This is a genomic window from Falsiroseomonas oryzae (assembly GCF_027856955.1).
In the GTDB taxonomy this organism is placed as follows: domain Bacteria; phylum Pseudomonadota; class Alphaproteobacteria; order Acetobacterales; family Acetobacteraceae; genus Falsiroseomonas; species Falsiroseomonas oryzae.
Genome location: NZ_JAPSMD010000169.1, coordinates 1 through 11,198 on the forward strand (window position 1 = coordinate 1; position 11,198 = coordinate 11,198).

Annotated in this window: 4 protein-coding genes; 1 reads left to right on the top strand and 3 read right to left on the bottom strand. The window is 72.8% G+C overall.

Annotated features, from left to right (window positions below; all coding sequences use genetic code 11):
* Window positions 1-17: 17 nt before the first annotated feature.
* Window positions 18-8,792, top strand: coding sequence for a hypothetical protein (locus OZN99_RS16560; RefSeq protein ID WP_270936367.1), 8,775 nt, complete (start codon window positions 18-20; stop codon window positions 8,790-8,792).
* Window positions 8,793-8,818: 26 nt separating this feature from the next.
* Here OZN99_RS16560 and OZN99_RS16565 read toward each other — a convergent pair whose 3' ends face one another.
* The 3 genes from OZN99_RS16565 to OZN99_RS16575 form a co-directional block, all read right to left on the bottom strand.
* Entirely contained in the window at window positions 8,819-9,445 is a 627-nt protein-coding gene (locus tag OZN99_RS16565) for a carboxymuconolactone decarboxylase family protein (protein ID WP_270936368.1), read from the bottom strand.
* Window positions 9,446-9,456: 11 nt separating this feature from the next.
* Window positions 9,457-10,356: an amino acid ABC transporter permease gene (locus OZN99_RS16570; RefSeq protein WP_270936369.1), complete on the bottom strand. Its 900-nt coding sequence runs from the start codon at window positions 10,354-10,356 to the stop codon at window positions 9,457-9,459.
* Window positions 10,357-10,372: 16 nt separating this feature from the next.
* On the bottom strand, window positions 10,373-11,198 hold an 826-nt coding region (locus OZN99_RS16575; protein WP_270936370.1), incomplete at its 5' end, for a transporter substrate-binding domain-containing protein.

Below are 11,198 nucleotides of genomic sequence, written 5' to 3' on the forward strand. Positions count from 1 at the left end.
CACCGGATGGGCGCGGCGTGCCGCAGGCACTGCGACAGGCGGAGGCCGCTGCATCCGCCGCGGTGGGTTCCGCGACGGTGCTGGCGGAGCCGCCGCCCCCGCCCGCGACACTCCCTGCGGCGCAGGCCGCGCCGACGGCACCCGAGGCGGAGCCGGCTCCTGCCACGATGGGCCAGGGCGAGCGGCCAAGCCTGCCGGCCCGTGCCCCTGCGCCGCCGCGCGTCGAGGATACGGCGCGCCTCTCCGGCGCGGGCACCGGCAGCGAGGATGGATGGATCCGCATCGACGCCGGCTTCGCGACGCCGGACACCGACGGTTCGGAGCGGCTGCTGGAGACGGTACGGATCCTGGGCGTACCGCCGGGCGCGCGCCTCTCGCGCGGCAGCGAGCTGAGCCCGGGACTCTGGGAGGTCGCGACGGCCGATCTGCTGGCGGGCAAGGTGGCGATCCTGCCGCCGCCGGACAGCGACACCGCGATCCGGTTGACGCTGCGTGCGATGGTTGTCGACCAGGACGAAGGCGGGCAGCACAGCCGCGAGTTGTTCGGCGAGGTCGCGATCCGCATCGCGGCAGTGGCCGACGTGCCACGGCTGGACGTGCGCGCCATCGCGGGCGAGGAGGATCGCGCGATCCCGCTCGACCTCTCCGCTGCGGCGGGCGACGCCGACGGCTCGGAAAGCCTGGCGCTCCTCCTCCTGGGCGTCCCGGACGGCGCGGTCCTGTCGGCCGGCACGCGCAACGCCGACGGCAGCTGGAGCCTTGCTTCGGCCGACCTGCCCGGACTGGCGCTGACGCCGCCGCGCGACTTCGCGGGCACGCTGTCGCTGATCCTCCGTGCTACCAGCACGGAAGCGGCGAACGGCGACACAGCGAGCGTCGAGCGGGCGTTCACGGTGCAGGTCGCCCCCGTGGTGGACGGCGCCGCGGCGAAGGGCGTTGCGGCGGGCCTGGAAGACCAGGCGGTCACGCTGGCCGTGGCCTTCGGCCCATTGTCCGACCGTTCGGAGCGCTGGGACGACACCGTGCTGGTGCATGGGCTGCCTGCCGGCGCCGCACTGACCGGCGGCACCGACCTGGGCAACGGGACCTGGCGCGTCGAGCGGGCGGAGCTTGCGGCCGGGCGGGTGAGCCTCGCCCCGCCCCGGGACTGCGACGCGAGCCTCACGCTCACCCTCGAGATGCGCGTGCTGGAACGGGACGGGACGGCAGCGGTCGTGACCAGCCCCGTGGTCGTCACGCTGGCGGCGGTGGCCGACCTGCCTCTCGCAGCGGCGCGCGATGCCGCGGGGGAGGAAGACACCGCCATCGCCCTCGACCTGTCGGCTGCGCCGACCGACATCGACGGGTCGGAGACCGTCTCCCTGCTGCTGTTCGGCCTGCCGGACGGGGCCCGCCTGTCGGCAGGAACGCGCAATGCCGACGGCAGTTGGAGCCTGGCCCCTGCCGACCTGCCGGGCCTGAGGCTGACGCCGCCGCGCGACGCCTCCGGCACCCTCGCCCTGACCCTGCGGGCCAGCGCAACGGAAGCCGCGAATGGCGACACGGCTTCGCGTGACCTGCCCTTCACCGTGGATGTGTCGCCGCGCGCGGAGGCGGATGCGAGTCTCCTGCTAAGCGCCAGCGGCGCCGAGGATGGCTGGATCCCGATCGCTGCGACCTTCGTGACCGCGGATGCGGACGGTTCCGAATGGCTGGCCGACGCGATCCTGATCGAGGGCGTGCCGCCGGGTGCCGTGCTGAGCCGGGGGACGGAGGTCTCGGCCGGCACCTGGTCGGTCGCGCGCGCGGATCTGCTCGGCGGCCATGTGGCGCTGCGACCGCCGGCGCATTCCGATGCCGACATCACCCTGACCGTGACCGCGACGCTGCTGGACGAGTCCGCGGGCGGTCGCGATTCGCGCGTGCTGAGCGCGCAGGCCGAGATCCGCGTGGCAGCAGTGGCCGATGATCCACTGGCGATTGCCGTCGATGCGCTCGGCCACGAGGATCGCGCGATCCCGCTCGACCTTGCGGCGGCGCTGGTCGACACGGACGGGTCGGAGTCGCTGTCGCTCGCGCTGCTCGGCCTGCCGGAGGGCGCCATGCTCTCGGCCGGCACGCGCAACGGCGATGGCAGCTGGAGCCTGACCGTCGGGCAGCTCGCGGGCCTGACGCTGACGCCGCCCCGCGACTTCGCCGGCGACATCGCACTGACGCTTCGCGCGACGGCCACGGAACACGCCGAGGGTGACGCCGCGACGGTGGAGCGCGGCTTCACGGTGCGTGTCGCCCCGATGATGGACGACGCCACCCTGTCCGCCACGGCGGCGGGAGACGAGGACCGGCCGATCCCGATCCATGCGCGCTTCGGTGCCTCCACCGATGCCAGCGAGGCATGGGACACGACCGCCCTGATCCGCGGCGTGCCGGCGGGCGCGACGCTAAGCGCGGGCGTGGATCTGGGCGGGGGCGTCTGGCGCGTGGACCGTGCCGCGCTGGCCGCAGGCGACATCGCCATCACGCCGCCGCGCCACAGTGACGTCCCGATCGCGCTGACGGCGGAAGCCGTGCTGCGAGACACGGATGGCGGCGGCGCGACCAGCACCATCGTCGCTCCCGTCACCGTCGCGGTACGCGCGGTCGCGGACGTGCCGCTGCTGGGCGCGGCATCGGCCTCGGGCGACGAGGATACCGCCATCCGTCTCGACCTCTCGGCGGCGCTGACGGATGCGGACGGGTCCGAGGCGCTCGCGATCCAGCTGCTGGGCGTGCCGCCCGGCGCGACGCTCTCGGCCGGCACGCGCAACGCCGACGGCAGCTGGAGCCTGACGACCGCACAGCTTGCCGGGCTGACCCTGAGCCCGCCGCGCGACTTCGGCGGCACGATCCCGCTGGTGCTGCGCGCCACCGCGACCGAGACGGCGAACGGGGATGCGGCGACGACGGAAGTGCCCTTCGTCGTCGCCGTCACGCCCCGCGCCGACCGTTCGACGGGCTCGGCCTCTGGCGAAGGCACGGAGGATGGCTGGGTGCCGATCCGCGGCACAGGCGCCGTGACCGACCTGGACGGCTCCGAATGGCTCGACCCGGTGCTGACCATCGGCGACGTGCCGTCCGGTGCCGTGCTGAACCACGGCACGCAGACCGCACCGGGCACCTGGTCGGTGCCGCTGGCCGTCTTCCTGGCCGGGGACCTCGCGATCCGTCCACCGGCAAATTCCGATGCGGACATCACGCTCCGCCTCACCACCGTGGTGCACGACGGCACCGACAGCCTGGTCGTCGAGGAGCATGCGACCTTCGTCGTGCGTGCCGTCGCGGACGCACCGACCGTACACGTCGCCGACGCGGAGGGGAGAGAGGACAGCCCGATCCGCCTGGCCGGCCTCGGCGGCGTCCTCGCCGACACGGACGGATCGGAGACGCTCAGCTTCGTGCTGAACGGCCTGCCGGTCGGCGCACGGCTGTCCGCCGGGACGCGCAACGCCGATGGCAGCTGGACGCTGACACCGGCGCAGCTGACCAATGTCTCGGTCACGCCGCCCGCGCACTTCTCCGGTCGCATGGACCTGTCGCTGACGGCGATTGCGACGGAGGCCCGCGACGGGGCACCCCACGCGCGGACCACCGCCGCCTTCTCGGTCTCGGTGGAGCCCGTGGCGGATGCCGGCACCATCCTTGGAAGCAGGACCGGCGACGAGGATGGATGGATCACCCTGCGGCCGGCTTTCGTGACCCCGGATGCCGACGGATCGGAAACCTGGTCCGAAACGACGCGCATCTCCGGCGTGCCCTCCGGCGCGACGCTGAGCCGCGGTACGCAGGTCGCGCCCGGCGAATGGGAGGTCGCAACCGCCGACCTGCGCGCGCAGCTGGTAAGCATCCGGCCGCCCGCCGACAGCGACGGCGACTTCACCCTGACGCTGCGCGCGATGCTGTCGGATGCCGGCAACGGCAGCGTGGCGACGCGCGCAATCACCGGCAGCCATGCCGTCACCGTGCGGGCGCTGGCCGATGCACCCGTGGTGCAGGCGCTGGATGCCAGCGGCGTGGAGGACGGAGCGATCGCGCTCGACCTCGCTGCGGCGCTCACGGACACGGATGGCTCGGAGAGCCTCGGGCTGCTGCTGCTCGGCGTCCCGGCGGCCGCAACGCTCTCGGCGGGCACGCGCAACCCGGACGGAAGCTGGACCCTGGCAGCCACGGACCTGCCCGGCCTGTCGATCACGCCGCCCCGCGACTTCTCCGGCATCATCGACCTGACCCTGCGGGCGACCGCGCAGGAACGGCGCGACGGCAGCAGCGCCACGGTGGACCGCGCCTTCAGGGTGACGGTCGATGCCGCGGCGGATGCGCCCGCCCTGCGCGCCGGCCCCGCCATCGGGCGAGAGGACGAGGCCATCGCGCTGCGCGTCTCGGCCGCGACCACGGACACTGACGGATCGGAGAGCATCGCCGGCTTCCGCATACACGACCTTCCGGACGGCGCGGTGCTGCGTGCCGGCGGTGCGGTGCTGACGCGGGAAGCCGATGGCAGCGTGCTGGTCGATGCCGCCGCAGCCTCCACCTTGTCCGTGAAGCCCCCGGCCCACAGCGATGCCGACTTCACCCTGCGCGTCAGCGCGATCGCGCAGGAACCGAACGGCAGTCGCGCCGAGAGCCCGCCGCGTGACCTGCCGGTGCGGGTGGAGGCGGCCGCCGACACGCCGATCTGGCTCCGCATCGGAGCGGATGGGTCGGAGGACACGCAGATTCCGCTCGACCTGGCCGCGCGGCTTGCCGACCTGGATGGGTCGGAGCGCCTCTCCTACGTGATTTCCGGTGTGCCGGAAGGCGCCGTGCTCTCGGCAGGCACCTGGCGCGGTCCGGGCAGCTACTCCCTCACCACGCAGGACAAAGTGGGCGTCACGCTGACGCCGCCAGCCGATTTCAGCGGCACCATCACGCTGACCGCGACCGCCGTCGCGCAGGAAGCAGATGGCGGTTCGCTGGCGCTGGCGACGGTGCACTTCCCTGTCCGCGTCGCCGCTGTCGTCGACACCGGCGACTGGTCCGGCACCGCGCGCGGGACGGAGGATGTCGCCATTCCGTTGAACCTCGCGCCATCCCTGCGTGACCGCGATGGATCGGAGCGGCTGGTCGGCGAGGCAATTGTGGAAGGCGTGCCGGTCGGCGCGGTGCTGCGCCTGGCCGATGGCACCGCCGTGCCAACCACCGGCGGGGTGGCCCGCATCGACGCGGAGGATCTGGGCGGACTGAGGCTCACCATGCCGCGCGACAGCGACGTCGCGGCGCGGCTTTCGGTGCGCATCACCGTGCGCGACCAGGACGGCACGGCGGCGGAGCTGCGCGGTGTCGTGACGGTCGATCCGATCGGCGTCGCCGACACGCCCACGCTCATGGTCAGCGGCCTCACCATGGCCGGGCATGACAGCCGCGACCCAGCGCGGGGGTGGGCGACGCTGCCGGTCGCTGCGGCACTTGCCGACACCGATGGATCGGAATCGCTGCACGCCTGGATCCGCGACCTCCCGCCGGGCTTTCTGCTCTCGGCCGGCACGCCCGCCGGCGACGGTGCCTGGCTGCTGCACGCAAGCGACCTTCACGGCCTGCAGGTGCGTCCACCGGCGGGCTTCGCGGGCAGCGCCGAGCTTCGTGTGCAGGCCGTTGCGGTCGAGCGCGAAGGCGACGAGGCGATGCGATCTGCGAAGCTCACTCTGCGGGTCGAGCCTGGCACCGCCGGCGGTGACGACGACGACGACGATGACGACGATGACGACGACGATGACGACGATGACGACGGAAGCAACGGCAAGGGCAACGCATACGGCCACGGCCACGGCAACGGCAACGGCAACGGCAACGGCAACGGCAACGGCAACGGCAACGGCAACGGTCACGCCTACGGGCATGACAAGGACAAGGGCAATGGTCACCGCAGCGGGCACGGCCGTGACGACGATGACGACCGCGGGGATGACGAGGATGGCTGCGGCTCTCAGGCGGCCGAGCCGGCTGCGCCAACGCTACAGGTTGCGGCGGCGCCTGGCGCCGAGGACCGGACGCTCCCGCTCGTCATTGAACTCGGCGCCGCCGAACCCGGCACGACTTTGGCCGTGCTCCTCGCCGGCCTGCCCGCCGGCGCCCGTCTGTCCGCCGGGATGCGCGACCCGGAGCGCGACCTCTGGGTGCTGCGGCCGGAACAGCTCGACGGGCTACAGCTGGTGCCGCCGCCCGATTTCGCGGGCGGCATCGCGCTGCAGGTCGCAGCGGTCGCCGTCGGCCCCACCGGCGAGACGCGCCGCACGACGCAAGGCGCCGCCCTGCACATCGAGGCCGTGCCTGACGGCCCGAACATCACGACGGCGACGCCGACCGGCGCCGAGGACACCACCATCCCGCTGAACCTCGCGATCGGCGGTCGCGATGCGGATGGCAGCGAGACCGTCATTTCCGTGGTGCTCTCCGGGCTGTCCCCCGGCGCCTCCATCGCGCCAGCGCCCGGCATCCGCGCCAATGGCGACGGCACCTGGACGGTCGAGCCATGGGCGGTCGGCACCGTCCGCCTGGTGCCTCCCGAGCAGGGCCACGGGATTGTCGGGCTGACAGTGACGGCCACGGTGCGCGAGGCGTCGAACGGCGCCACGGCCACGCTCTCCCGCGGCGTCGCCGTCGCCCTCGCGCCGGTGCCCGACGCGCCGGCCGCGGCTGCCGCGGACGTTGCGGGGTCCGAGGATCGGCCGATCCCGCTCGGGCTCTCGGCACTTCTCGCGGACCGCGACGGCTCGGAGGCCCTGTCCATCGTCATCGCGGGCCTGCCGCACGGCGCGCGCCTCTCGGCGGGCATCAACAACGGCGACGGCAGCTGGACCCTGACGCCGTCGCAACTCCCCGGCCTGACCGTCACGCCACCCGGCAACTGGTCGGGCACCATGACGCCGATCATGCACGCGCATGCGCTGGAGCGGTCGACAGGCGCCGTCGCGACCACGTCCCTGCCCTTCCATGTCGTCGTCGCGGGCGCGGCCGACGCCCCTCTCGTGGATGCCGCCAGCGGCGCGGCGGGGCGCGAGGACACTGCCATCGCCCTCGACATCGTTGCGCGCCTCATCGACACGGATGGGTCGGAGGCGCTGACGCTGGTCGTCACCGGTGTGCCGGCGGGCGCGGTCTTCTCGGCAGGGCATGCCAATCCGGACGGCAGCTGGACGATTCCCGGCGAGGCCCTGCCGACCCTCGCCTTCACCCCGCCGCCGAACTTCTCGGGCACGCTGCGGCTGGACATCGCCGTCACGGCGACCGAAGCCGATGGCAACGCGGCCGCCACGCATGTGCAGCTGGCCGTCACGGTCGCCCCCGTCGCGGATGCGCCGCGTCTCGCGCTGGCTGGCGTGACGGGCGCCGAGGACAGCCCGATCGCGCTGCCGATCGCGGCGACGCTCGTGGATGACGACGGCTCCGAGAGTATCGCGCGGTTCCTGGTGGCAGGCCTGCCGGCCGGCGCGACGCTGTCGGCCGGTGCCCCGGATGGCCACGGCGCGTGGACATTGTCGCCGGCCGAGGTCCAGGGCGTGATGCTCACGCCGCCGGCGAACTTCGCGGGGCGCTTCGACCTGACCATCACCGCCATTGCGCGCGAGGCGGCCAGCGGTGCGGAAGCGAGCCGCAGCGCCACCCTGCCGGTCACCGTGACCGCGATGGCGGATGCCCCGAACCTTGCCGCCGCCAATGCCGTCGGCCTCGAGGATCGGGATGTCCCGCTGAACCTCTCGGTCGTCCTGGCCGACCTGGACGGGTCGGAGACGCTCGTTTCGATCACCCTGTCCGGCCTGCCGAGCGGCTTCGCGCTGTCCGCCGGAACCGCGCTCGGCGGCGGCGTCCACCAGCTCACGCCTGCGGATCTCGCCGGCTTGCGCCTGCGAGCGCCTGCCGACTGGCATGGCAGCATCCCGCTGACCCTGGCCGCTACGGCGCGCGACGGCGACTCCACGGCAAGCGCAAGCCGCGCCTTCAGCGTGGCGATCGCGCCGCAGGCCGACGCGCCTTCCGTCACGCTGACGGCGGCGCCGGAGCCGGCACAGGGGCAGCAGCGCGCCGGCGTGCTGGCCGAGGTGACGATCGCCGACGTGGACAGCCCCCGGATGGGCGGCGCGACGATCGCGCTTTCCGGCGCGGCACCGGGCGACCGCCTCGGTCTCGACGGCTTCGACCTGCCTGGGAACAGCGCAAGCCTGGCGATCGATGGCAGCACGATCGCGCTGAGCCGGGCAGCCGATGGCACGGTCATGCTTGCCGGGTTGGCACCAGCCGAGACCTACGCGCGAATCCTCGCGGCGCTCGTGATCGAGAACCCGGATGGCCTCGTCGCCGGCACGCGCGGCATCGGCGTGACGCTGCGCGACGAGGCAGGCATCGCCGCGCCGACACAGACCGTGGCGCTGAAGGTCGAGCCTTCCGTCATCACCGGCGGTCCCTCCGAAGGGGTGCTGACCGGCACGGCCGGGCACGACACCTTCCATGGCGGCGCAGGAAGCGAGACGATGATCGGCGGCGCCGGCGCCGACGTCTTCGTCGTGCACGGACACGGCGCGACGGACCGCGTCGAAGGCGGCGATGGCAGCTGGCTCGACACCATCCATGTCGACGGCGCCGGCGCCCCGGGCGAAGGTGGCTGGACCCTCTCGCTCGACGCGGATCCCGGCACGACGCGCAGCGCCCGCGCCTTCGACTTCGCGCAGCCGGCGTCCGGCACGATCCACTTCACGGACGGCACGCAGGTGGAACTGGCGCAGATCGAGCGGATCACCTGGTAGCGCGCGTGCCGCGCCGTCGCTGCGCGCTACCGATGCTCCCAGTCGTCCAGGCTGCCGGTGTTCGGCGGCGAGGTGCCGAGCACGTCTCCCTGCGTCGTCACGCCGAGCCCGTTCAACAGCCGGTTCGAGTAGTTGAAATACGCGCAGACCTGGTTCGCCTCCAGGATTTCGCCATCCGTGGCACCGGCGTCGCGCAGCGCGAGCACATCCGCCTCCTCCATCCGCTGCGGCTCCAGCGTCAGCTTGCGGACGTAGCGCAGCAAGGCGAGTTCCTTGCCTGCGAAGGCGTCCTCAGGGCGCGCCGCGGCCAAGGCGCGGTAGATCGCCGCCGCGCGCGCCTCGTCGCGCAGAAGACGTGACAGTCCGGCGAAGTGATGCGCCACGCTGTAGTCGCACCGGTTCGACAGGCTGGTGTAGATGCCCAGGCATTCCAGGAACCACACCGGCAGCGTGTTGCCGGTGTGGTGCAGCACGGACTTGTAGAGCGCGCTGTGCCCTTCCATCGTGTGCGGCCGCAGGCTGTGCGCCTTCATGACGTTGTCGATCAGCCCGCCCGGTCCCTTCACCCTGTCGTACAGCGCGCGCAGGTAGCCCTCGCTGTCGTCATAGGGAACAAGCCGGATCCAGGCCGGGTTCGCGTCGGTGGCAGGCATGGGTCGTCCCTTCAATTGCGCGCGGCGAAGCGCCGCTCCAGCCGCGCCGCCACGGCGGACAGCGCGGCGCAGACCACGAAGTAGAAGGCCGCCACGACCAGCCACGTCTCGAAGACGCGGTTGGTGGTGGCGGCGACCTCGTTGCCGAGGAACGCGAGATCCTGGATGGATACCAGCGACACGATGGAGCTGTCCTTCACCAGAGAGACCGCCTGTCCGGCCAGCGGTGGCACGGTGCGCGCGAAGGCCTGCGGCAGGATCACATGCCGCAGCGCAGCGAGTCGCGAGAGGCCGAGCGCCTGCGCCGCCTCCCACTGGCCGCGCGGCAGGGACTGGATGCCCGCGCGCACGATCTCCGTGACATAGGCGCCTTCGAAGAGGCCGAGACAGAGGATCGCGGCGATCACCCCGGCGGCGAATTGCGGCGGGCCGAACAGCACCTCGATCCATGCGAGCGTCCCGGGCGGCTGGCGCCGGATCCAGTCCTCGACGCCGAGCGCCGGCAGGACCTGGCTGGTGACGAAGAAGTAGAACACGAAGATGAAGACGAGCGGCGGGATGTTGCGCACGGTCTCCACGTAGAAGCCTGCCACAAGCCGCGGCAGAAGCGCGCGTGAGGTGCGCGCGATGCCCATCGCCACGCCGACGACCGCAGCCACGATCGCCGCCCAGAAGGAGACGCGGAGCGTCGTCAGCAGACCCTGCAGCAGCAGGTTGGCCACCCAGCCGCGCTCGGCATCGTGGCGCAGCACGAAGCCCCACACCGGCGCGAAGTTCCAGCGATAGTCCAGCGCCGTCCCGGCGCGCCAGGCCAGCAGCCCAAGCGCCAGGGTCACTGCCGCGATCACGGCGGCGTCCAGCCAGCCGCGCCGGGGCCGGCGGGCATAGGGCCCGCCCGGCAACTCCGTCACGGGCGGCGTCCTGCGATCAGCCCGGCACCTGGTCGCGCCATTCGCGGCCGCTGAACCAGAAGGCCTGCCGCTCCTCCAGCCAGCCATCCAGCTGGCGGAGCAGGATCCAGTTATTGAGGAAGTTCAGCGCATCGGGATCGGACTTGCGCAGCGCCATCGCATCCGCCTGGCGCGCCATCGGTACGGTGAATGGGCTGAACAGTGCGTCCGGGTTGTCCAGCACGGCGAAGAGCGGGCGCGGGATGCTGCCCACCATGGCATGGGCGCGACCGTTCACCACTTCCAGGATGGATTGCGCGTCGTCGTCGAACTGGCGGAAGGTGGCGCGCGGCAGCAGGCGCTGCGCGGCCGCCAGCGCCGAGGTGCCGCGCCGTCCAGCGATCGTGACATTCGGCCGGTTGTAGGCATCCAGCGTCGTCATGCCGTTGGCCAGCCGCCGACTCGCCGCCATGTCCACGCCGGTCGCCGAATACGCCGCGGTGAAGTTGGCGCTCAGGTTGCGCGCCGGCGTGATCGTCATGCCGCCGATGATGGCATCGAAGCGCCCGGCGAGCAGCGCTGGGATGATGCCGTCCCAGGCCGTGGGGACGAACTCCGCGCGCACCGACATGTCCTGCGCCAGCCGGTTGGCCACGTCGATCTCGTAGCCCACCAGCTCCCCCGCCCGGTTGCGGAAGGCCCAGGGTACGAAGGTGGACATGCCGACGCGCAGCGTGCCGCGGCGCTTCACCTCCTCGATCATGGAGGTCGCGGCGAGCGCGGCGCGCGCATCGGCGCCCTGCGCCGCCGCCGGGCGGCCGAAGGCGAAGGCGCCGAGCGCGGCGAGGCCACCCGCGGCCGGG

Excerpts from the sequence above, each read along its gene's own strand:
- OZN99_RS16565 (WP_270936368.1), bottom strand. The coding sequence starts at position 9,445 with ATGCCTGCCACCGACGCGAACCCGGCCTGGATCCGGCTTGTTCCCTAT.